The organism is Ahrensia sp. R2A130 (assembly GCF_000179775.1).
Lineage (GTDB): Bacteria > Pseudomonadota > Alphaproteobacteria > Rhizobiales > Rhizobiaceae > Pseudahrensia.
The window spans coordinates 207,286-227,070 of record NZ_AEEB01000017.1; the positions used below are offsets into that span (position 1 = coordinate 207,286).

General features: G+C 56.9%; 21 protein-coding genes. 11 read left to right on the forward strand and 10 right to left on the reverse strand.

Features of this window, described 5'->3' with window-relative positions; genetic code table 11:
• Positions 1–78 precede the first annotated feature (78 nt).
• The 3 genes from R2A130_RS10205 to ruvA are packed head-to-tail and all read right to left on the reverse strand — an operon-like array spanning position 79 to position 2,185.
• Entirely contained in the window at positions 79–522 is a 444-nt protein-coding gene (locus R2A130_RS10205; protein WP_009757966.1) for a YbgC/FadM family acyl-CoA thioesterase, read from the reverse strand.
• On the reverse strand, positions 519–1,571 hold the full coding sequence (ruvB, locus tag R2A130_RS10210) for a Holliday junction branch migration DNA helicase RuvB (protein WP_009757967.1): 1,053 nt from the start codon (positions 1,569–1,571) through the stop codon (positions 519–521). Before ruvB ends, R2A130_RS10205 begins: the two co-directional genes overlap by 4 nt.
• Positions 1,568–2,185: a Holliday junction branch migration protein RuvA gene (ruvA, locus tag R2A130_RS10215; RefSeq protein ID WP_009757968.1), complete on the reverse strand. Its 618-nt coding sequence runs from the start codon at positions 2,183–2,185 to the stop codon at positions 1,568–1,570. Before ruvA ends, ruvB begins: the two co-directional genes overlap by 4 nt.
• Before the next feature lie 205 nt (positions 2,186–2,390).
• Here ruvA and R2A130_RS10220 point away from each other — a divergent pair, with 205 nt between their 5' ends.
• The 3 genes from R2A130_RS10220 to R2A130_RS10230 are packed head-to-tail and all read left to right on the forward strand — an operon-like array spanning position 2,391 to position 4,763.
• Positions 2,391–2,927 carry a GbsR/MarR family transcriptional regulator gene (locus R2A130_RS10220; protein WP_009757969.1) on the forward strand — a complete coding sequence of 179 codons (537 nt, stop codon included), beginning with the start codon at positions 2,391–2,393 and terminating at the stop codon, positions 2,925–2,927.
• A 20-nt stretch (positions 2,928–2,947) separates the two neighbouring features.
• The gene (locus tag R2A130_RS10225) at positions 2,948–3,643 is read left to right on the forward strand and encodes a DUF4166 domain-containing protein (RefSeq protein WP_009757970.1); all 696 of its coding nucleotides are present in this window, start codon (positions 2,948–2,950) and stop codon (positions 3,641–3,643) included.
• Positions 3,636–4,763, forward strand: a complete 1,128-nt coding sequence (locus R2A130_RS10230) for a saccharopine dehydrogenase family protein (RefSeq protein WP_009757971.1) — start codon at positions 3,636–3,638, stop codon at positions 4,761–4,763. Before R2A130_RS10225 ends, R2A130_RS10230 begins: the two co-directional genes overlap by 8 nt.
• Here R2A130_RS10230 and ruvC read toward each other — a convergent pair.
• Positions 4,760–5,269: a crossover junction endodeoxyribonuclease RuvC gene (ruvC, locus tag R2A130_RS10235; RefSeq protein ID WP_009757972.1), complete on the reverse strand. Its 510-nt coding sequence runs from the start codon at positions 5,267–5,269 to the stop codon at positions 4,760–4,762. The two genes, R2A130_RS10230 and ruvC, sit on opposite strands and share 4 nt — an antisense overlap.
• 65 nt (positions 5,270–5,334) lie before the next feature.
• Between ruvC and R2A130_RS10240 the strand changes: the two genes are divergently transcribed.
• Together R2A130_RS10240 and R2A130_RS10245 are read left to right on the forward strand one after the other, a co-directional pair.
• The gene (locus R2A130_RS10240; RefSeq protein WP_009757973.1) at positions 5,335–6,243 is read left to right on the forward strand and encodes a branched-chain amino acid--2-keto-4-methylthiobutyrate aminotransferase; all 909 of its coding nucleotides are present in this window, start codon (positions 5,335–5,337) and stop codon (positions 6,241–6,243) included.
• A gap of 122 nt (positions 6,244–6,365) precedes the next feature.
• The gene (locus tag R2A130_RS10245) at positions 6,366–6,647 is read left to right on the forward strand and encodes a hypothetical protein (RefSeq protein ID WP_009757974.1); all 282 of its coding nucleotides are present in this window, start codon (positions 6,366–6,368) and stop codon (positions 6,645–6,647) included.
• Between the two features lie 18 nt (positions 6,648–6,665).
• Here R2A130_RS10245 and R2A130_RS10250 read toward each other — a convergent pair whose 3' ends face one another.
• On the reverse strand, positions 6,666–7,436 hold the full coding sequence (locus R2A130_RS10250; protein ID WP_009757975.1) for a YebC/PmpR family DNA-binding transcriptional regulator: 771 nt from the start codon (positions 7,434–7,436) through the stop codon (positions 6,666–6,668).
• A gap of 85 nt (positions 7,437–7,521) precedes the next feature.
• On the reverse strand, positions 7,522–7,935 hold the full coding sequence (locus R2A130_RS10255) for a DUF1801 domain-containing protein (RefSeq protein ID WP_009757976.1): 414 nt from the start codon (positions 7,933–7,935) through the stop codon (positions 7,522–7,524).
• A gap of 134 nt (positions 7,936–8,069) precedes the next feature.
• Between R2A130_RS10255 and recQ the strand changes: the two genes are divergently transcribed.
• From recQ to R2A130_RS10270, 3 genes are all read left to right on the forward strand, one after another.
• Entirely contained in the window at positions 8,070–9,941 is a 1,872-nt protein-coding gene (gene recQ, locus R2A130_RS10260) for a DNA helicase RecQ (protein WP_040305760.1), read from the forward strand.
• A 123-nt stretch (positions 9,942–10,064) separates the two neighbouring features.
• Positions 10,065–10,259 carry a hypothetical protein gene (locus R2A130_RS10265; protein ID WP_009757978.1) on the forward strand — a complete coding sequence of 65 codons (195 nt, stop codon included), beginning with the start codon at positions 10,065–10,067 and terminating at the stop codon, positions 10,257–10,259.
• Positions 10,260–10,372: 113 nt separating this feature from the next.
• Positions 10,373–10,831, forward strand: a complete 459-nt coding sequence (locus tag R2A130_RS10270; protein ID WP_040305615.1) for a GFA family protein — start codon at positions 10,373–10,375, stop codon at positions 10,829–10,831.
• 63 nt (positions 10,832–10,894) lie between these two features.
• Here the strand turns inward: R2A130_RS10270 and R2A130_RS10275 are convergent, their stop codons facing one another.
• A complete protein-coding gene (locus R2A130_RS10275) occupies positions 10,895–11,281 on the reverse strand; it encodes a flagellar export protein FliJ (RefSeq protein WP_009757980.1) in 387 nt (128 codons plus the stop codon).
• Positions 11,282–11,797: 516 nt separating this feature from the next.
• Here R2A130_RS10275 and ctrA point away from each other — a divergent pair.
• From ctrA to R2A130_RS10290, 3 genes are all read left to right on the forward strand, one after another.
• Positions 11,798–12,499 (forward strand): response regulator transcription factor CtrA, encoded by a 702-nt coding sequence (ctrA, locus tag R2A130_RS10280; protein WP_040305762.1) that lies wholly within the window; start codon positions 11,798–11,800, stop codon positions 12,497–12,499.
• Between the two features lie 309 nt (positions 12,500–12,808).
• Positions 12,809–13,306 (forward strand): DUF992 domain-containing protein, encoded by a 498-nt coding sequence (locus R2A130_RS10285; protein WP_009757982.1) that lies wholly within the window; start codon positions 12,809–12,811, stop codon positions 13,304–13,306.
• A 124-nt stretch (positions 13,307–13,430) separates the two neighbouring features.
• A complete protein-coding gene (locus R2A130_RS10290) occupies positions 13,431–14,420 on the forward strand; it encodes an aldo/keto reductase (RefSeq protein WP_009757983.1) in 990 nt (329 codons plus the stop codon).
• Between the two features lie 484 nt (positions 14,421–14,904).
• Here R2A130_RS10290 and R2A130_RS10300 read toward each other — a convergent pair whose 3' ends face one another.
• The 3 genes from R2A130_RS10300 to ftsH all read right to left on the reverse strand — a co-directional run bounded on the left by R2A130_RS10300 (position 14,905) and on the right by ftsH (position 19,684).
• Complete coding sequence (locus tag R2A130_RS10300; protein ID WP_009757985.1) at positions 14,905–16,020, reverse strand: NADH:flavin oxidoreductase/NADH oxidase; 1,116 nt, start codon at positions 16,018–16,020, stop codon at positions 14,905–14,907.
• A 79-nt stretch (positions 16,021–16,099) separates the two neighbouring features.
• A complete protein-coding gene (gene glmM, locus R2A130_RS10305) occupies positions 16,100–17,452 on the reverse strand; it encodes a phosphoglucosamine mutase (protein WP_009757986.1) in 1,353 nt (450 codons plus the stop codon).
• A gap of 291 nt (positions 17,453–17,743) precedes the next feature.
• On the reverse strand, positions 17,744–19,684 hold the full coding sequence (ftsH, locus tag R2A130_RS10310) for an ATP-dependent zinc metalloprotease FtsH (protein WP_009757987.1): 1,941 nt from the start codon (positions 19,682–19,684) through the stop codon (positions 17,744–17,746).
• Between the last annotated feature and the right edge of the window lie 101 nt (positions 19,685–19,785).

Sequence of the window (19,785 nt, forward strand, 5' to 3'; positions counted from 1 at the left end):
ATCCCCGTTGCAGGCTGACCCGCTCAATCGCAGGCCGACTCCGCACCATCGCCCGTTATGGTTAACGATTCCTTGCCGTTAGCTGCTTTGGATGCCCAGCAGTTCCTGCAGCTCGGCAGGGTAACGCCGCGGCTTACCCTCACGGTTGATGAGAACAACGGTCACGACCGCAGCGATGAGAACGTCGTCCTTGCAGGTGATCGACTGCTTGAAGGTCAACCGCAGCCCCTTCAACACACCGCGATGGGTGGTGACCGTCAGCACATCGTCGATGCGCGCTGCGCCTTTGTAGTCGATTTCCATCCGGTGAACCGCAAACGCCAGTGGCTCACCGAACCGTCCCGCATCCATCTCACTGTGATGCACGCCCAGCATCCGCACATAGTCCGAGCGGCCATGCTCCAAAAAATCTAGATACCGCCCGTGATAAACCACGCCGGAAAAATCCGTGTGCTCGAAATACACCCGTTCGGTGCGGGTGTGGTGGTTTTCGTAAACTTTACCGGTATCGGGTGCTGTCATGCGTCATCGCCTTCTTCGAACAGCGTGGCCTGACGGCTTTCCAACCCGCCTGGTACGGCGAGGCCCATGTGGTCGAAGGCGCGGGGTGTCATCATGCGGCCTCTTGGCGTGCGCTGGATGAAGCCCTGTTGGATGAGGTAGGGCTCGATGATGTCTTCGATGGCGTCGCGCGGTTCCGAGAGAGAAGCGGCGATGGTTTCGATACCCACCGGCCCGCCGCCGAAATTCATGCCGATCACGTCGAGATAGCGCCGGTCGAGTTCATCCAATCCGGACGGGTCGACGCCGAGTTGGTTCAGCGCGTTGTCGGCGATGGTGCGGGTGATCTTGTCGCCACCTGCCACAATGGCGAAATCACGAACGCGGCGCAGCAAACGGCCTGCGATACGAGGCGTGCCGCGCGCCCGTTTTGCAATTTCCAGCGCGCCTGCATCTTCGATGCCAATCCCAAAAATTCGTGCGCCGCGTCTCACGATGAGTTCGAGTTCCGGCACGGTGTAGAATTGCAGGCGGATGGGAATGCCGAAACGATCCCGCAGCGGTGTGGTCAGCAGGCCAAGCCGAGTTGTGGCTGCCACCAGCGTGAACTTGGCAAGATCGATCTTTACCGAACGCGCAGCCGGGCCTTCCCCGATGATAAGGTCGAGCTGATAGTCTTCCATCGCGGGATAGAGGATCTCTTCAACGGCAGGGTTCAGCCGGTGGATTTCATCAATGAACAGCACATCGCGATCTTCAAGGTTGGTCAGCAGTGCTGCCAGATCGCCCGCCTTGGCAATGACAGGGCCAGAGGTGGAGCGGAAGTTGACGCCCAACTCCTTTGCCATGATCTGCGCCAGCGTCGTTTTGCCCAATCCAGGCGGGCCGACGAACAGCACGTGGTCCAGCGCCTCACCGCGCTGCTTGGCGGCTTCGATGAACACCGAAAGGTTAGCCCGCGCCTGTTCTTGCCCGGTAAAGTCCGACAGGCGGTCGGGACGGATCGAAGCGTCATGATCTTCTGTCTTCCGCTCGCCGTCGATGATGCGGTCTTCGTTCTCGTCGCTCACGAACTCAATTCCTTCAGACCCATCCGGATCAACGTCGCGCTTGGTGCATCATCGCCCGCTTTATCGAGCGCCAATTTCACGGCGGCACTCGCCTGCTGGCTGCTGTAGCCAAGGTTGGTGAGGGCGGAGACAGCGTCCTGCACTGCGCTACTGGCGGCACCCGCGCCGAGTTCCTGTTGCAGACCGATTGTGCCGGTGGCATCGCCGGAAAGGGCAGGGGCCTTGTCTTTCAATTCTGCCACGATGCGCTGCGCTACCTTGGGGCCGACGCCTGGGGCGCGAGCGACGGTCGCTTTGTCTTGCAATGCGATGGCCGACGCGATTTCGCCCGGCGTCAAAGTGCCAAGGATGGCCAGTGCCACCCGCGCGCCCACGCCCTGCACGTTTTGCAACAGACGGAACCAGTTGCGCTCGAGATCGGCGGTGAAGCCATAAAGTTTAATTTCCGTTTCGCGCACATGAGTCTCGATCGCCAACTGCGCAGCTTCTCCTGCGGCGGGCAGAGTGCCCATGGTCCGCGTCGAGCAATGCACCTGATAGCCAACCCCCTGCACATCGAGGATCACCCAATCTTCGCCGAATGAATCCACGGTGCCTTTGAGTTTGCCGATCATAGAATGTGAATCCGGTGTGTCCTGTTTGTTCTCAACTATCTTATGGCTGTAGCGAACGGAAGGGAGTGGGTAGCTGGAGGTGTGTGTTCATTTAACCATAGCAGTGGATGCGACCCGCTAGAGTCCCGTTCGGCAAATGATGAGCTTGCATATTTTTCAAATATCTCTAATTTCTTTTTAGACAGAAATAACAGGCATTACGATTATGAATGAATTGCCGGTCGCCATCGATACCTTCATTCTCCAATGGGGAGATATGGGCGCACGTTGGGGTGTGAACCGCTCGGTCGCACAAATCCATGCCTATCTCTATTTGGCCGAAGAACCTGTGACCGCTGAAGACGTGACGGAGGCATTGGGCATGGCGCGGTCCAACGTGTCGAATTCGCTGAAGGAGTTGCTGGCGTGGAAACTCGTCCACCGCGTGCCGGTTAGGGGCGACCGGCGGGAGCATTTTGCAGCTGAAACCGATGTTTGGGAAATTGCTGCAAAAATCGCGGAAGGGCGAAAACTGCGTGAACTCGATCCGGCCATCACCGCACTGGAAGACAGTGTGGCCCACGCTGCAGGCGACGGTGACGTGTCCAAAATCCAACGCGACCGCTTGAAGGCGATGCTCGATTTCACTCGTACCGCAGACCGCTTCTACGCACAGATGCTGGGCCTTTCGACACCCAAGCGAAAGGCGTTGCTGAAAATGGGGGCAAAGATTTCAAACCTCTTGCCTGCTGCCAAAGACTAAAATTTCAAGGGAGAGAGATCATGAAACCTGCAGCCCGCATTCATCCTGACGCGGCCCCGCACCACATAGCTCGTAACGACAATTCGTTGATCGATCTTCGGTTCAGGGCATTGCTTGCAAAGGATGAATGGGACGCATTGCCCACCGGCACCCGCAGGCGTTTTGCCAAGCGGGTGAGTGATGGGCGGGCCGTTGTTTATGTTGGCCGGTTGACGAAAATGCACCTCAGCCGTGCAGGCCGCTGGCTCGCACACGGCCTGCGCATCATCGGTGCACCACTGCCCATCAATGAAGATGTAAATGTGCCAAGCGTCGTGGCGGTTACTGAGGATGTCGCCAATGGCGGGCAGGTTTGGACGCGGGTCTATGCCAACAACAAGCGATTTCCCCAAGTCATTCATTCGGCCAAACGCTTTAGCGGGCCAACTGGCTTGGAAGAATATGTCGGCTGCGGTGTCGCGATGGCGCTGAACGTGCGGGTGGAAAACGCCGTGCTGCTGTTTGAAAGCGCCGGTTACTATTTGCGCTTCGGCAAACGCCGCCTGCGGCTGCCGCGTTTTTTGATGCCGGGCGATCTACGCGTGAGCCATCGCGATTTGTGCGATACCGACGAAGGCCGTTTCGAGTTCGGCCTGAAATTACACCACCCGTGGCTCGGTACGCTGCTGGAACAGGTTGGTGTGTTCGAAGAGCAGAAGGAGCCTGTCCATGGCTGACGCCCCACGAACGATCCTCATCATTGGCGCGACCGGAATATTCGGAACGCGGCTTTCCCTGCATCTTTCTAAAACGGCTGGCCTGCAACTTGTATTAGCCTCTCGCAGTGCAGCGAAGGCTAAGGCATTGGTCGCAACGCTGACGAGCGAAGGTGCGGTGGCAGAATTGTTGCCGGTCCCATTGGACGTAACGAAGGCTTTGAAACAAAGTCTGCATCACTTGCAGCCTTTCGCCGTGATCGATTGTTCCGGCCCGTTTCAGGGGGCTGGGTATCACGCCGCGCAGGCCGTTATCGAAAGCGGTGCGCATTTCATCGACCTTGCCGATGCCCGCGATTACCTCGCTGGCTTTCCCACTGCGTTGAACGATCAGGCCAAGGCCAATGGTGTTACTGTGATCGCAGGCGCGAGTTCCACGCCAAGCCTTTCCGGCTGCGTGGTGGATGAATTGGTTGCCGGTTGGCAAAGCGTGGACAACATCGACATTGCAATCAGCCCGGCCGGTCGCAGTGAGGTCGGGCAAGCTGTCATCGAAGCCATCATGTCTTATGTCGGCAAGCCTGTGGCCGTTTGGAAAGATGGACGTTTGGGCGAAGCGACCGGATGGGTCGACCGATGGACGATGCCTATGCCCGGCTTGGGCGAGCGTCGCGTTGCAGCAACCGAAACTTTCGATGCGGAGCGCTTGGGTAAGCGGCACAGCGTGACAGGACGGGTCAGCTTTGGTGCCGGTCTTGAATCGGCCATCGAACAACTCGGCATCGAAACCATGGCGAGACTGCGCAGTCGCGGCCTGTTGTTCGATCCTGCGCCCCTTGCGCCATGGTTCATTCGCGCCCGCAAACTTACCCGCGTGACCACCGGCAAAAGCGGTGGCATGGTGGTGGTTGTTGAAGGGCACGATGGCGATGGAAACCAACTTCGCCGCCAGTGGTCACTGTTGGCCGAACACGACGATGGTCCCTATGTGCCGGTTATGGCAACGGCTGCTGCGTTGCGGAAGCTGCTGATTGGTAACGTCGCTACTGGCGCCCATCTGGGTGCAGACATTCTCGAACTTGATGAGATCGAAGCGGAAATGGCTCCCTATTCCATCACCACGAAGATTGAAACGCTTTAGCTTGCGGCAGCAATGCGCGCTGCTCCTCCACCGCGATGGTGGGCGTGGCATATGGCGATGGCCAATCCGTCTGCGGCGTCTTCGGTATCCCACACGGCTTTGGGCAGCAACATGCCGACCATGAGCGCGATCTGCTTCTTGTCACCATGGCCGACGCCGATGACGGCTTTCTTCACGGCGTTGGGCGCGTATTCGGCCACGGGCAAACCCGCAAGCGCCGGCACCACCATGGCGATGCCGCGGGCCTGACCGAGCTTCAGCGTGGCGGTGGCGTCCTTGTTGACGAAGGTGTTTTCCACTGCTGCTTCGTCGGGTGATTGCGCCCGCAAAACGTCCTGCAAACCGTCGTGCAACTCGCGCAATCGCGTGGCGAGGTCAGCCTTCGCGTTGCTCTTCACCGTACCAGCCGCGATGAACCGCAGCCGCGAGCCTTCGCTTTCCACCACGCCCCAGCCGGTGAAGCGCAGGCCCGGGTCGATGCCCAAAATGCGAACGGTGTGGTTCATGTTGCTTGCGAATCCTGCTGCTTCATCGGTAGCCTCATTTAAACGAAGTGAGCGGGAACGATGCAATGGGGAAGACTGACTGGAGCGCTGGTGTCGCGTGGATGCGCGGCGAGATCATGCCCATCGGACAGGCGGCCATTCCTGTTACCGATTGGGGGCTCACCCATTCCGACATCACCTATGACGTGGTGCATGTGTGGGACGGCAAGTTCTTCCGCATCGACGACTATCTGGAGCGTTTCGAGGAAAGCCTGCGGAAATGTCGTTTGTCGGTGCCGCAATCGCGCGATGACATGAAGGACGTTCTTCACGCGATTGTCGCCCGTTCCGGCTTTCGCGAAAGCTACGTGTCGGTCGTCGCCTCACGCGGCCAGCCCCGCACCGCTGGCAGCCGCGATCCGCGCGATTGCGAAAACCATTTCTACGCATGGTGCGTGCCATTCGTCTGGGTGTTCCCGCAGGACGTTATGGCCCGTGGCGTGCGCCTTTATGTGCCGGACGATGTGCACCGCATCGCCAGCGACAGCGTCGACCCCACGGCGAAGAACTACCACTGGGGAGACTTCACCCAGGGTCTGATTACGGCAAAGGAAACCGGTTTCGACAACACGCTGTTGCTGGACGTTGACGGGTTGGTGACGGAAGGCCCTGGCTTCAACGTTTTCATGGTGAAGGACGGCGCGGTCCGAACCCCTTGCAAAGGCGTTCTAGGCGGCATCACGCGCAAGGTCGCGATGGAGATCGCGGTATCTCATGGAATGCAAGTCGAGGAGACCGATATTCCACTCGCCGAATATCTTGAAGCCGACGAACTCTTCGCCACCACCACCAGCGGCGGTATCGTTGCGATCACGCAGGTGGGCGAGCGCGTGTTTTCAAACGGCGTGATCGGCGAAGCGACTAAGCGTATGCAACAGACCTATTGGGATTGGCACGATGATTCGAAGATGAGTGAGCCGGTTAGGTATGAGTGAGGGGTAAGTTCAACACCGGCGAAAATACCAAGCGGGACTTTAACCGTGATTTTACACCGGTATCCGAAGCTGGCCGTTATTGCAGCGGCGTATTCGTCCAAACACGTACTTAGGAGCAACCGATGGTGGAAGGAACGGTATTCCTTTTAGCAATACTGGGCATCCCGTCCGTGTTGGCCCTGTTGGTTGCTGGTGGTCAGTGGCGAGCGATTTTATACGCTTGGATGGTCTGGTTGGGGCTTCTGTTTCTGGTTTTCGGTTTGGGTGCGTCGCGCCTCGACGACGTGCTTCACGGTGTTTTGCTTTATATATTTTTCTTCAGCGTGATCGTCGTGCCCGTGCTCACAATGTTCATGCGTTTAGCCATGTGGGCAAAGTCTCGCTTTAAACCGCAGCCTAGCTGACGACTACCGCTGGAGCTTCTACCCCTGCAGCTTCGCCATCGTTTCATCATCCATCTCGAAATTCGAATAGACGTTCTGCACGTCGTCATCGTCTTCCAGCGTGTCGATGAGTTTCATCAGCGTGCCGCCTTTGTCTTCATCCACCGGTACCGTGTTCTGCGGTTTCCAGATGATGTTGACGCTGGCCGGTTCGCCCAGCGCGCTTTCCAACTCGGCAGCAACTGCGCCGAGGTCTTCGAAACCGGTGATGATGGTGTGGCCCCCGGCTTCGTTGAAGTCATCCTCTTCCAGATCGGAAGATGCGTCTTCGGCTCCGGCTTCGATGGCGGCTTCCATTACCGTGTCTTCGTCGCCGGCAGCTGCTGGATATTTGATCTCGCCCACGCGGTCGAACATGAAACCGACCGAGCCGGTCTCGCCCATCTGCCCACCATTCTTGGTGAAGGCTGCGCGGATGTTGCTGGCGGAACGGTTCTTGTTGTCGGTCAACGCTTCCACGATGACAGCGACGCCGCCGGGGCCATAGCCCTCGTAACGGATCTCGAACATCTCTTCCATGTCGCCGCCGGCGCCCTTGTCGACGGCGCGTTTGATGTTGTCCTTGGGCATCGACAGGCCCTTGGCGTTCGCGATGGCGAGGCGCAGACGCGGGTTGCCGTCAGCGTCCGGTCCGCCCAATTTCGAGGCGACCGTGATCTCCTTCGACAATTTGGCAAACTGCTTGGAACGCACGGCGTCCTGCCGGCCCTTACGGTGCATAATGTTCTTGAATTTGGAATGGCCGGCCATGATGCGCCCGATTATGTGGTCGAAACTGCTGCGCTTTTAGGAAAAACCGTCCGTCTCGTCCAGCCGGACGCAGCATCGTGCCGCTCTATTTGCGTTTGCGAAGTTTCGAGGTCAGCGCCAGTGCGATGATATGGCGAAGCTCGTCGCGACATTCGGCAAGATCACGTTTCAGCGTTAGCGTTCTGGTGCCGTGATATGTGAACGTGTCGGGATAGATTTCGCGGAATTCATCCATCAGCCCCGACGTGCAGATGAAGAACATGCCGATCTCGTTGGTATTTTTCACTGGAGCGATTCTTATCGTGCTGCCGATATTGGCGCGCTTGGACAGGTAGGATGGCACGCCCCATTTCAGCGTTTCTTCCAGCTCTCCGATTTCAGGGTGTGCCTTGATCGTCTCGATAACTTCGTTGCGAAATGCGTCGGCGCTCTTGCGCAACTCGGGCGCGAAACTGCCGTAAGCGGCAGCAACATCGGGCGGAATAATGGTGTTCGGCATGGGAAGCCTCCTGCGACAGCTTTGCACAGCTTGGCAATAAGTGTCGAACTTCGGGTAGGGCGGGGTGCCGAAAGCGCGGTTGCGCCGTTAGGTTGGGCCAACCGATTCGCACGTTCCCCGAGCCGACCAACTTCATGTCCGACGCCGCCCTAGCTACAGCTCCTCCCGTTCGGGCAAACGTTGCCGACAAGCACACGGTGCTGAAGGACGTGTTCGGCTACGATAAATTTCGCCCCGGGCAGGAAGAGATTATCGACACGTTGCTGGACGGCACATCGGTGCTGGCCGTCATGCCCACGGGCGCAGGCAAGTCGCTTTGCTTTCAAGTGCCCGCCTTGGCGATGGACGGGTTGTGCATTGTGGTGTCGCCGCTGGTGGCGTTGATGCAGGATCAGGTTTCTGCGCTTCGGCTGGCGGGTGTAGCGGCAGACGCGATCCACTCCAATCAGGACCGGCAGGACAATGTCGATGCTTGGTATCGCGTTACCGGCGGCGAAACGCGCATTCTCTATATGGCGCCGGAGCGGTTGATGACGGAGCGCATGTTGGGCGCAATAGCCAACCTGCCGATCAGCCTGTTCGCCATCGACGAAGCCCATTGTATGAGCCAGTGGGGGCCAAGCTTCCGGCCCGAATATGCAAGCCTTGGCGAACTGTCGAAACGCTTTCCCACCGTGCCGATTGCGGCCATGACGGCCACCGCAGATGAAGCGACACGCCGCGACATCGAACTGCAATTGTTCGACGGCAACCACCGCACATTCGTGTCGTCGTTCGACCGCCCCAACATCACGCTCAACGTCGCGCCCAAAGGCGGCTGGAAAAACCAGCTGCTGGACTATGTGGGCAGCCGCAAGGGCGAGAGCGGTATTGTCTATTGCCTATCGCGCAAGAAAACCGAGGAAGCCGCCGAAGCCATGCGCGAAGCGGGCATCAACGCCACGGCCTATCATGCAGGGCTTGAGCGCGAGGAGCGCGCCGAACGGCAAAACCGTTTTGTCACTGAAGATGATCTGGTGGTCGCCGCTACAATCGCTTTTGGCATGGGCATCGACAAACCGGATGTGCGCTTCGTCTTCCACACCGATCTGCCGGGCAGCGTGGAAGCCTATTATCAGGAGATCGGCCGCGCAGGCCGCGATGGTGATCCAGCGGATTCCATGATGATTTTCGGCGCTGGTGATATTCGTTTGCGCCGCCAGTTCATCGAACAGGCCGACGGGGCTGACGACGACCACAAGCGCCGCGAGGTCTCCCGCCTCAACGCGCTCATTACCTATGCGGAGGCGCAAAGCTGCCGCCGACAGACGTTGCTGGCCTATTTCGGCGATGAATCGCAACCTTGCGGCAATTGCGACAATTGCAAAAATCCGGTCGAGTTGAAGGACGCCACCACCGAGGCAGAACTGGTGTTCGGCGCGATTATCGAGACGGGCGAGCGTTACGGGCAGGCCCATATCATCGACGTGTTATGCGGTGCGGAGACCGAAAAGGTTGTCAAAGTGCGCCATGACCGACTGGAATGCCACGGCACCGGCGAGCGCCATTCCAAACCAATGTGGCAGTCGATCATCCGCCAAATGTGTGCGGCTCAACTTCTGGAAGTCGATGTAGCGGGCTATTCGAGCCTGCTCATCACCAAGCAGGGCAACGCCTTGTCGCGAGGGCAGGGCGAATTCCGCATTCGCATGGACCCGCTCGCTGGCACCGGTGGCAAAGGCAGCAAGGCGAAATCATCCAACAGCGGAAGCTGGGGCAACGCGCAACCGGCCATCAACCTGTCCGAGCGTGATCGTGAGCTTCTCACGTCTTTGAAAAAGAAACGTTTGGAACTGGCGAAAGAACGCGGTGTGCCCGCTTACGTCATCTTCCCCGACAAGACCCTCACCGATATGGCACAGCGCCGCCCCACTGATGCCGAGGAATTTTCGCAGGTGAAGGGCGTTGGCAAAAGCAAACTCGACCAATTCGGCGAGATGTTCATGGATGTCGTGCGCGCTGCTTAGAAGGTGGGCTAACCCGCCGATATAAACACAACACACAATGTGTGATGTACCGTCCCCTATTTCCGCCTTGCGGCTGACCCATATTTCTCTTGTGGCCTGGGCAGCAACGGAACGGAGAACATCATGTTTCAACGCATCACAGCCAGCGCGGCGCTCATTGCAGCAGCCCTCACACTGACGGCTTGCAACGATTCAGACACGACGCAGAATTCGGCAGATCCCAGCGCACCGCCGGTGACAACGGATCAGACAATTACGAATTCAACGGATGTCGAGCCAGCGCCTGATCAGCCTGCTGATGGCACGCAGGCGAATTAATACCTGCTAACTAGCCTTATCAATCAGACAGGGCGTTACGACATCGCCCTGTCACTCTCACACTATCCATGGCAACTTGAAGCGGGAAGAATCTCGTTTTCAGGTTGGCATATATGAGTTCGACTGAATTGAATCTGCCGCTAACAGGCGGCTGCCAATGCGGCCAATTGCGTTATCGCGTGACGGTTCAACCGCTCACGCTTTACTGTTGCCATTGCACCGAATGTCAGGGGCAATCATCGTCCGCATTCGGCATGTCTTTGCGAGTGCCAGCCGATGGCGTCCAGCTTGAGGGCCGCACCGCTTCCTATCATCGTGACGCTGAAAATCCGCTGGCAGTGGAAGGCGTATTCTGCCCTGATTGCGGAACGCGCGTGATCCATCGCGGGCGCGGCGCTGATAGCGGCTCCAGCATCAAAGCGGGAACTCTGGACGATAAAAGCTGGCTCAAGCCCGTTGGCCACATCTGGACATCTTCAGCACAACCATGGGTCAAACTGGATGGTTTGCTCTACGACAAACAACCGGACGACAGTTACGCCGCGTTGATAGCCGCGTTCAGCAGGAGCTGAAAACGCCGAATGGGCCGCTAGCTGGAATGCTAGCCGCCCTTCCGGAGCAAACAGTTTTCGGTGTTAACCGATCATGCCGGCTTGTTCGTAGGCGCTTGGGCCTTCGGGCTCGGCTACTTTGCCATCGCGCTGTTCCAGCGCTTCTGCCTTCGCAAGCTCTTCTTCGACCTCTACAAGCGCTGCCTTGGCGGCACCGTGTTGGTCGTTGAGGTCACCAATAGAAGTCTGCAGGTTCTCGCGACGTGAGCGTGCAGCCTTGGCAAATGTGGAATAGGCGAAATGCTCGGTATCGGTGATGCCGGATTTCTTTTCCTCATACGCAATCTGCGCATCGAGGTCGTTGGCCATGCCTTCGAACTGCGAGACCATGGTCTCGATCTGTTTTACCTGGCGGGCTTTTTCCTGGACCTGAAAACGTTTCAGGCGAAGGACACTATCACGCGATTTCATACTCAATACTCCGGCGAACGGCGTGTTACGCACCAGCCCGACCCGAGAAACACAAACGGAGGGCTGCACCGACCAGATACGCAGTCGGTTTTTCCAAACTAGAGGCCAATTGTTAAAATTGTGTCCAGTTCGTGTTCAATTGCAAAACGTTACTTTTCAACGCTTTAAGGCATCGGACGGTAAGGCTTTATTCATCTGCATTGCCAAATACTTTCGCGTTAACCCACCGTTTACCCAGACGCGTAACTATAAGGCGTTCTCAAAGCGCAAGGGCGCGGTGGTCGAGGCTCATATGAGCTAAAAATCGCCAAACCTTAACAAAATTGGGAATTCGAAATCAGATGATTTCGAGCGCAACTTCAAAGGGTTGACTGAAAAAGCTTCGATTTCGCAATAAGAGCTTGCTTAGCGGAATCATACTTTGTTAACCATATTGAACCAGTGTTGCGTTCGGGTAGAGAAAATTTAACGCGAACCAGCACGTCAAGGGTGGGTCGCAGCCTTAAGGGGTCTATGATGCGAGTCCTGCTGATTGAAGATGATAGCGCCACAGCGCAGTCCATCGAATTGATGCTGAAGTCCGAGAGCTTCAACGTTTATACAACGGATCTGGGAGAAGAGGGCGTCGATCTCGGCAAACTCTACGACTACGATATTATCCTGTTGGATCTGAATCTCCCCGATATGTCGGGTTATGAGGTTCTTCGCACGCTTCGCCTCTCCAAGGTAAAAACGCCTATCCTCATTCTTTCCGGTCTCGCCGGTATCGAAGACAAGGTACGCGGTCTCGGCTTCGGCGCTGACGATTACATGACCAAGCCCTTCCATAAAGATGAGCTTGTAGCCCGCATTCAGGCCATCGTGCGCCGCTCCAAGGGTCATGCCGAATCGATCATCACCACCGGTGATCTCAAGGTGAACCTTGATGCCAAGACCGTGGAAGTCGCCGGCCAGCGCGTCCACCTTACCGGCAAAGAGTACCAGATGCTGGAGCTGCTTTCGCTTCGCAAAGGCACCACGCTCACCAAGGAAATGTTCCTCAACCACCTTTATGGCGGTATGGATGAGCCCGAATTGAAGATCATCGACGTCTTCATCTGCAAGCTGCGTAAAAAGCTTGCCTCCGCCACCGGCGGCACCAATTTCATCGAAACCGTCTGGGGCCGTGGCTACGTGCTGCGCGAGCCTGAAGGCGCGGAACTGGCAGAAGCCAGCTAATTCGCAAACGAACACTGCATTGCAGGGGGCGAAATCCCTGTTTGGCAGAGCGGTAAGAGAACCCTCCCATCTCAAACCAATCCTGCCCTAACCCTGCTCACGGACACTCTGTGGGCGGGGTTTTTTATTACGATTACGATCTTGTGAGGCGGCCCGCAGTTTCAAGGGCTACTTATTGTGATGCAACGGTTCCTCACGTCGGGCGTATACTAAGTGCAGACCAACAGGCGCGGTCGATACATAAAGCGCCCGATAAAGTCCGTTCGACCCGAAAGGGTAGGGATGGCCGACCCTCGAAAGGGAACACTCATGAAAAATTTCCGCAAAACAGCTTCGCTGGCTATTGCCGCTGCAATGAGCACCGCAATGCTCGCTTCCGTCGTACCTGCTCAGGCAGAAGTGACCGGCACCCGCCTTGGTGTGCTGACCTGCGACGTCGAAGGCGGCCTAGGCCTGCTCATTGGCTCCAGCAAAGAAGCCATCTGCGCGTTCGAACTGAACGATGGCGGCGTGGAAGAATATACTGGCACTCTAGGCAAACTGGGCCTGGATATCGGCGTTTCCGGTGAATCCGTCATTCAGTGGATCGTGTATACGCCGCAAGGTCAGGAAACCGGCCAATATGCGCTTGCAGGTACCTATGTCGGCGTCTCTGCCGGTGGTGCAATCGGTATCGGCCTCGGTGCCAATGCGCTCGTCGGCGGCTCGACCAAGAAGATTGGCCTTCAGCCATTCTCCATCGAAGGAAAAACCGGCATCAACATCTCTGCCGGTTTGGCACGCTTGTCGCTGGAAGCAGCCAAATAAGCCAACGTCCCAGAGATTTTGCAGCGGGCCGCCCAACAGGGCGGCCCGTTTCGCGTTGTGCTTCCCTTCTTAGGCGTCCCGCGTCAACATGCGGTTTCGAATAACGACGGGTAGGTGGCGGACAATGGACAAGCGCAAACTGGGAACCGATGGCCCAATGGTGTCGGAGATCGGCTTGGGGTGCTGGTCCTTCGCCGGATCGTATGGCCCTACCGATAAAGCGGAAAGCTTCGATACGCTTCGCACTTGCCAGGATTTGGGCATCGATTTCCTCGACACGGCCAAAGCCTATGGCAACGGCCTTTCAGAAGAGATCATCGGCGAGTTCATGGACACCCACGACAATGACTTCGTCGTGGCCTCCAAAGGCGGTATTTATCGTGATCCGGATAGCGGTGCGCGCGGCTTTCGCAATGACGAAGAATATCTACGCGACTGCCTAGAGGGTTCATTGAAGCGCCTGCGGATGGAGCAGATCCCACTCTATTACGTCCACAAGCGCGACGACCGACCCATCGAAGATGTGATGTGCACGATGCTGAAATTTCAGCAGGAGGGAAAAATTGCGCACATCGCATTCTGCGAGATTTCCCCAGCCAGCCTGCGCACAATCTCCGAAATGGGAAAGGTTGCCGCTGTCCAAAGCGAATACTCACTTTGGACCCGCTATCACGATCTCGGAATGATCGAGACCTGCAAAGAGTTGGATGTGGCTTTCGTTCCGTTCTCGCCACTTGGTCGAGGCATCTTTGCGACGCAGGCACCTGATCCTGCGACTTTCGGGGAGGGCGACTTCAGAACGGGCACGCCGCGTTTTGCGCAGCCTAATCTGGCTAGAAACCTTGCTTACGTGGAGCGCTTCAAAGCCCTGGCACAGGATATGGGAACGACGTCGCCAACTCTGGCCGTAGCGTGGTGTTTGGCCCGTGGAGAGCATCTGCTGCCGATACCGGGAACGCGATCTACCGCACATTTGCAGGAACTCGCTGCTGCGAGCACGCTAAAACTGACCGACGAGAATATGATGCAGATCGAAGCAATTCTGCCCGTCGGCTGGGCGGCTGGTGACAGGTATAGCCGCTCCCAATGGGCCGGCGTTGAAGGCTACTGCTAGCCAAATTTCTGCTGCAATGCGTGGGTGTCGATTTCAACAAAAATCAAATGCTACCCAGGGTTGTAATTTTCGCTCCGGTTAACCACTCGTTAACCATAAACCGGAATATTGGGGGAGAAAATACAACCATAGAGAGCAATGCATTCAACGCACATGAATGCTAATCGACTATCAGGGGATGAATTGATGATCAGAAAGACTAAATGCGAGAAACGTCTGACAGGCCGCGAAGTTATTGCTTGGGGCAGTTATGTTTGGGTCGTGGGCTCTGTACTGTTTTTGGGGACGACCTTTGCTGCGCATAAGGTTGGGTCATTGGCAAAGGTTCTCATCGCATAAAAAGCCTCTTGGCACCGAGCAAAATGAATTGTTCGGTTCGGCTTTTCTCAATGCCTGCGAAGCTAGTGTTTGCAGGGTGTAAATTCGAGATCGCCGCTCTTTACTCGGCATAGTAGCGAACTCGTCACTTGCATGCCGGCTTCTGTCAGTCCGCCGCCTTGGGCGGATTTCCGGGAATCGGCTCGCCTCGCAATGCGGGGCTGGAGCGCGCATATTGCGGCGGAAACGTTGCCTGTTCGCCAAGCTTTTCAGCCGCACGCCACGCCCAACGCGGGTCCAGCAACATGCCACGGGCGAGCGCCACCATATCAGCCTGGCCTGTCGCCAATATCGTTTCTGCCTGAATTGCGTTGGTGATTTTGCCAACCGCCATAACCGGTAATCCGGTCGCTTCGCGCACCGCTTGGGCGAAACCCGTTTGGTAACCAGGACCGGTTGAAATCTTCTGCTGCGGACTATTGCCAGCAGACGACACGTCGATGAAATCGCACCCTCGCGCCTTTAGCTCAGTGCAAAAGACGTTTGATTCCTGAATGGTCCATGAGCTGTCGGCAACCCAATCAGATGCAGAAATGCGAACGCCTAACGGGGTATCACCTGCCGCGATTCGCATGGCTTCAAACACTTCCAGCGGAAACGCCATACGACCCGCGAGATGACCACCGAACGCGTCGCTTCGTTGGTTTGAGATTGGCGACAAGAATTGATGCATCAGATAGCCGTGGGCCGCGTGCAATTCGATCACGTCAAAACCGGCAGCAACGGCCCGATGGGTCGAATCCACGAAGGCTGTTTTTAACTGAGCAAGGTCGTTGCCCGAAAGCGCATGCGGCGTGTGCCAGCCATCGGCATAGGGTAGGGCAGACGCCGAAACGGTGCGCCACGCGCCGTCATTTTCAGCAAGCGGCGTGCCTCCATCCCACGGGACATTAGCTGAAGCCTTGCGTCCGGCATGAGCAATCTGGATACCGATTTTTGCGGCACCATAATTGCGGAAAAACGAGATGATCCGCTCCCACTCGGCTTGTTGTTTGTCATTGTGAAGCCCAGGGCAGCCAGGTGTGATGCGCCCTTCCGGTTCAACCGCGGTGGCTTCGGTGAACACCAAACCTGCACCGCCCACAGCGTATTGACCCAGATGCATGAGATGCCAGTCGTTCGGCACCCCATCGATGGCAGAATACTGGCACATGGGTGCGACGACCACGCGGTTGGCAAGCGTCAGCCCGCGCAGCGTGATGGGTGAAAACAGATGAGACATGATGAGTTCCGGCAATAATTTTCAGCCGGAACGTTAGGCATTTTTGGTGGACGGCGAAAGCGGTCCGTTCGGCGATGTACTAGGCAGCAACCTTGCGCAGCGTATCGCAAATATCGTCGACAACGTTGCGCACCAATCCGGCGTCATCACCTTCTGCCATAACGCGGATAAGTGGTTCGGTGCCGGACTTGCGGATGACGAGGCGACCCTGATTGGCAAGACGGTGGCGACCATCATCAATCGAGGCCACAACAGCCTTGTCCTTGAGCGGCTCGCCTTCGCTATAGCGCACGTTTTTCAGCACTTGCGGCACTGGCGTGAAGCAGTTGCAGACCTCGGAAACCTGCTTGTCGGATTCCTGAACAACAGCGAGCACCTGAAGTGCTGCCACTAGGCCGTCGCCGGTGGTGGAGTGGTCCGACATCACGATATGGCCGGATTGTTCACCGCCAACATTGTAGCCATGCTTGCGCATGTGTTCGACCACGTAACGGTCGCCAACAGCCGTACGCGCGAGGTTAAGGCCCTGTGCCTGCATGCAGCGTTCGAGGCCGAGATTGGACATGATGGTGGCAACGATACCGCCACCGGTCAGCAGTTCTTTCTTGCGGTAGGAGCCTGCCACCAGTGCCATGAGCTGATCGCCATCTACTACATTGGATTTTTCATCCACGATGATGACGCGGTCCGCGTCGCCATCCAGCGCGATACCGATATCGGCACGGACCTCGTTGACCTTACGCACCAGTGCGCCGGTTGAGGTCGAACCGCATTCAGAATTGATATTTGTGCCGTTGGGGCTGGTGCCGATTTCCACGACTTCCGCGCCCAATTCCCACAACACTTTAGGCGCGACCTTATAGGCCGCGCCATTGGCGCAATCGATCACCACGCGCAGACCAGACAGCGAAAGATTGCGGGGCAGGGTGCGCTTGGCAAACTCGATATAGCGGTCATCGACGCCATCCACGCGGCTGGCGCGGCCAATATCAGGGCCACCGGCAAGCTGCGGTGTCAGGTCTTCGTCGATGAGACGCTCAATCTCCAGTTCGATTTCGTCCGACAGTTTGAACCCGTCGGGGCCGAACAGCTTGATGCCGTTGTCGTGGTAAGCGTTGTGAGACGCTGAAATCATCACGCCGATATCAGCGCGCATGGAACGGGTCAGCATGGCGACGGCGGGGGTTGGCACGGGACCAAGTTGAAAAACGTCCATACCAGCTGCGGTGAAACCAGCAACCAATGCGTTTTCGATCATATAGCCTGAAAGACGGGTGTCTTTACCCACCACGACGCGGTGACGGTGGTTGCCCTGTTTGAAGGCAACGCCTGCGGCCATGCCGACCTTCATCGCGGTCTCAGCGGTCATGGGCGAACGGTTGGCGTAGCCGCGAATACCGTCGGTGCCGAAATATTTGCGTTTCGTGGACATGCTCTTCCCCTTCAAGCCGAAGTGTGGACCTTGCCACTGCATCGGTATCGTTTGGTGCGTCAGCCTGCTTGCCCTCAGGTTAACCACGGAAATCTGATTGCCGATCTGCAGATATGATTCCGGCTCGACCTATGACCTGCTTCATAGCAAACCCGCGCAAAAATCAGATTCACGAATTATGACGAGGCGTTACGGCGAAACCGGTTGCAAAAGTGCAAACGGGGCGCTGCCTGTGGCAACACCCCGTCTGTGTAACGTCAACGCAGTTGCGACCGCGTTAATATCAACCAGTTAGCTCGGTTGTGGTTCAAGACCATCGGCATCAGGCTCATCGCCCTTTTCGCCTTTGCCGGAAGCTTTTGCACCGGATTTTGGAACTGCACTGCCACGCGTTGGCGGAGTATCGTCGCCCATATCGCGCGATGGTGGTTTACCGTCCATCAACTCGTCGATTTCCTTACCCGTCAGCGTTTCATATTCAAGCAGGCCCTGTGCCAGCGCTTCTAGATCTTTCTTGCGCTTGGTCAGAATTTTCTTGGCCGTAGCAAAGCCTTCATCCACCAGACGACGAACCTCATCATCGATGATCTGCGCAGTTTCTTCCGACACGCTTTTCGATCCCCCAATGGACTGGCCCATGAAGACCTGCTGCTGATCTTCTCCATATGCGACCTTGCCGAGTTTGTCGGAAAAGCCCCACTGCGTGACCATCGCGCGGGCAAGTTTCGTTGCCTGATCGATATCGGAAGATGCGCCAGACGTAACATTCTTCTTGCCGAATGTTAGCTCTTCCGCGACTCGACCCGCCATCATGACGGCCAGACGCGATGTCATTTCTTCGTATGACATGGAAATCTGGTCGCGTTCCGGCAGCTGCATCACCATGCCCAGCGCACGGCCACGGGGAATGATCGTGGCCTTATGAACTGGGTGGGATGACGGCACCGAGATAGCCACCAGCGCATGACCAGCTTCGTGATAGGCGGTGTTGCGCTTTTCTTCTTCCGACATGACCATGGAACGACGTTCTGCGCCCATCATCACCTTGTCTTTTGCGTCGTCAAATTCCGCAGCTGTAACAAGACGTTTCTCGCGACGGGCGGCCAAAAGAGCAGCTTCGTTTACGAGATTCATCAGGTCTGCACCGGAGAAGCCGGGCGTACCGCGAGCTACGACTTTCAGATCAACGTTAGGAGCAAGCGGAACGTTCTTAACGTGAACTTTCAGGATGGCTTCGCGGCCCATGATGTCCGGATTGGACACGACGACCTGACGGTCGAAACGGCCCGGACGCAGAAGGGCAGGGTCCAACACGTCGGGACGGTTGGTTGCCGCGATCAGGATGATACCTTCATTAGTTTCGAAGCCGTCCATCTCAACCAGCAGCGCGTTCAATGTCTGCTCACGCTCATCATTGCCGCCGCCCATGCCCGTGCCACGGTGACGTCCGACAGCGTCGATCTCATCGATGAAGACGATGCAGGGCGCATTCTTTTTGGCTTGCTCGAACATATCGCGGACACGGCTTGCACCGACGCCAACGAACATCTCGACAAAATCCGAACCTGATATTGTAAAGAACGGCACACCAGCTTCACCGGCAACGGCACGGGCTGTCAGCGTTTTACCTGTGCCGGGAGGGCCAACGAGCAGCACGCCGTGGGGCATCTTGCCACCAAGCCGCTGGAATTTCTGCGGGTCGCGCAGGAAATCCACTATCTCAACGAGGTCTTCCTTGGCTTCATCTACGCCTGCCACATCAGCAAAGGTTACTTTGCCTTCGTGTTGGGTCATCAATTTGGCTTTTGATTTGCCGAAGCCCATCGCTTTGCCCTGACCGGACTGCATCTGGCGCATAAAGAAAATCCACACACCCAGCAGCAGCAGCAGTGGCAACCACTGAAGGAACATGCCGCCCAACGTGGAACGGCCATCGGTTGCAGGCTTTGCAGTAATTTCTACGTTCTGAGCCTGCAACGTTTTCACCAACTCCGGATCGTAAGGAGTAAATGTGGTGAACCCTGTCGAAGAGTCGTTGTAGCGACCAGAAATCCTGTCTCCAGAAATCGTCACGGACTGCACGCGCTTCTTTTCAACCGCGGTCAAAAAGCTCGAATAGGCGATGTCAGTCGTCGGAGAGTTATCCGAGGGTGACTGAAACAATTGGAAAAGCGCCACGAGCAGAAGGGCGATAAGGCCCCAAAGTGCGACATTGCGAAGGTTCTGGTTCATACAAAGGTCCAGCGTTTGGTGCCAACCCCATCCGGGAGCGAAGAGGGCATTTGCCGACGATCCTAATGTCAGACCGTCTTTGGTTATATACCAAGATAGGA

Coding starts and splice junctions, on each gene's coding strand:
- R2A130_RS10205 (WP_009757966.1), bottom strand. CDS start 522: ATGACAGCACCCGATACCGGTAAAGTTTACGAAAACCACCACACCCGC.
- ruvA (WP_009757968.1), bottom strand. CDS start 2,185: ATGATCGGCAAACTCAAAGGCACCGTGGATTCATTCGGCGAAGATTGG.
- R2A130_RS10220 (WP_009757969.1), top strand. CDS start 2,391: ATGAATGAATTGCCGGTCGCCATCGATACCTTCATTCTCCAATGGGGA.
- R2A130_RS10225 (WP_009757970.1), top strand. CDS start 2,948: ATGAAACCTGCAGCCCGCATTCATCCTGACGCGGCCCCGCACCACATA.
- R2A130_RS10230 (WP_009757971.1), top strand. CDS start 3,636: ATGGCTGACGCCCCACGAACGATCCTCATCATTGGCGCGACCGGAATA.
- ruvC (WP_009757972.1), bottom strand. CDS start 5,269: ATGAACCACACCGTTCGCATTTTGGGCATCGACCCGGGCCTGCGCTTC.
- R2A130_RS10240 (WP_009757973.1), top strand. CDS start 5,335: ATGGGGAAGACTGACTGGAGCGCTGGTGTCGCGTGGATGCGCGGCGAG.
- R2A130_RS10245 (WP_009757974.1), top strand. CDS start 6,366: ATGGTGGAAGGAACGGTATTCCTTTTAGCAATACTGGGCATCCCGTCC.
- R2A130_RS10250 (WP_009757975.1), bottom strand. CDS start 7,436: ATGGCCGGCCATTCCAAATTCAAGAACATTATGCACCGTAAGGGCCGG.
- R2A130_RS10255 (WP_009757976.1), bottom strand. CDS start 7,935: ATGCCGAACACCATTATTCCGCCCGATGTTGCTGCCGCTTACGGCAGT.
- recQ (WP_040305760.1), top strand. CDS start 8,070: ATGTCCGACGCCGCCCTAGCTACAGCTCCTCCCGTTCGGGCAAACGTT.
- R2A130_RS10265 (WP_009757978.1), top strand. CDS start 10,065: ATGTTTCAACGCATCACAGCCAGCGCGGCGCTCATTGCAGCAGCCCTC.
- R2A130_RS10270 (WP_040305615.1), top strand. CDS start 10,373: ATGAGTTCGACTGAATTGAATCTGCCGCTAACAGGCGGCTGCCAATGC.
- R2A130_RS10275 (WP_009757980.1), bottom strand. CDS start 11,281: ATGAAATCGCGTGATAGTGTCCTTCGCCTGAAACGTTTTCAGGTCCAG.
- ctrA (WP_040305762.1), top strand. CDS start 11,798: ATGCGAGTCCTGCTGATTGAAGATGATAGCGCCACAGCGCAGTCCATC.
- R2A130_RS10285 (WP_009757982.1), top strand. CDS start 12,809: ATGAAAAATTTCCGCAAAACAGCTTCGCTGGCTATTGCCGCTGCAATG.
- R2A130_RS10290 (WP_009757983.1), top strand. CDS start 13,431: ATGGACAAGCGCAAACTGGGAACCGATGGCCCAATGGTGTCGGAGATC.
- R2A130_RS10300 (WP_009757985.1), bottom strand. CDS start 16,020: ATGTCTCATCTGTTTTCACCCATCACGCTGCGCGGGCTGACGCTTGCC.
- glmM (WP_009757986.1), bottom strand. CDS start 17,452: ATGTCCACGAAACGCAAATATTTCGGCACCGACGGTATTCGCGGCTAC.
- ftsH (WP_009757987.1), bottom strand. CDS start 19,684: ATGAACCAGAACCTTCGCAATGTCGCACTTTGGGGCCTTATCGCCCTT.